This window comes from Amycolatopsis sp. lyj-90 (genome assembly GCF_046549035.1).
Taxonomy (GTDB): Bacteria; Actinomycetota; Actinomycetes; order Mycobacteriales; family Pseudonocardiaceae; genus Amycolatopsis.
Map to the genome: position 1 here is coordinate 1 of NZ_JAJPWP010000023.1, position 1,126 is coordinate 1,126.

Consider the following 1,126-nt stretch of genomic DNA (forward strand, 5'->3'; position numbering starts at 1 on the left):
GCGGTGGATGCAGGTGTTGAGTTGTCGGTTGCCGCCGCGGTTGAGGCGGTAGTGGGGTTTGTTGCTGGACCAGACGGGGATGGGTGCGGTGCCGGTGTGCATGGCGTAGGCGGCTGGTGAGCGGAATCGGGTGATGCCGGCGGTTTCGCCGATGATTTTCGCGGCGATGATCGTGCCGACGCCGGTGATGGCCAGCAGGGTGGGGGCCAGTGGCTGAACGCGTTCGGTGAGCTGGTGCTCGAGCCGGGTGATGTGCTGGTTGAGGGCGGTGATCTCGGTGAGGAGTTCGAGGGCGAGATCGCGGCGGACGCTGGGATCGAGGGCGGAGACCGCGGTGGTGAGTGTGGCCAGTGCGCGTGTCCTGGTCAGGTCGTGGGTGTTCCGGCCCAGAGCGGGGTCGAGGTCGTGCAGGTGCCAGCGCAGCCGGTTGATGCCGGCGGTGCGGCGGTGGACCAGGTCCTCGCGCCGGTCGGTCAGCAGCCGCAGGTCCAGGGCTTGCTGGTCCAGGTGCGCGGTGGGCAGGCCGGGTTCGCGCAGGGCCGCGCGGGCCACCGCGAGAGCGTCGATCGGATCGGACTTGCCGCGAGTGCGGGCCGAGGCCCGGCAGGCGGCCATCAGCTTCGGCGGCACCCATTTCACGACGGCGCCGATGCCGATCAGGGTGCGGACCAGCCGCCCGGCGACACCACGGCCGTCCTCGACCGCCCAGACCAGCTCGATCCCGAACCGGGCGGCCCAGGCCCGTAGCCCGAGCAGTCCGGCATCGTCGGAGCGGACGGTCTTGTGACCCAGCTTCCGCCCGGCCTGATCGACAGCGACCGCGGTATGGCTGGACTTGTGCGGATCAATCCCGATGACCACCATGGACACGCGCGTGTTCCTTCCCTAGCCGGAGAACAGGTGCACCTTTCCGGGCCGGGCTGGTCGGACACACCTCAGTCGAGGTTGATGGCGTCTAGTCCACGCTTCTATCAAGTCAGGCCAGCCAGGCCCGGGCCTTGATCACGCTGGACAGTTCTTTCACAAGCCAGCAAGGCAGTGGCTTTCTGAGTCACCACGCGACCAAGACCGGACCCTAACCACACAACAAGCGGTCACACCAACCCTGACACTGAGTGGCTTTCGC

At 67.9% G+C, this 1,126-nt stretch carries 1 protein-coding gene; it reads right to left on the reverse strand.

Going from position 1 to position 1,126, the window contains the following annotated elements:
• Positions 1 to 864 (reverse strand): IS110 family transposase (locus tag ACLJPX_RS44210; protein ID WP_410606080.1); only part of this gene is annotated, 864 nt, incomplete at its 3' end.
• Positions 865 to 1,126: the final 262 nt, after the last annotated feature.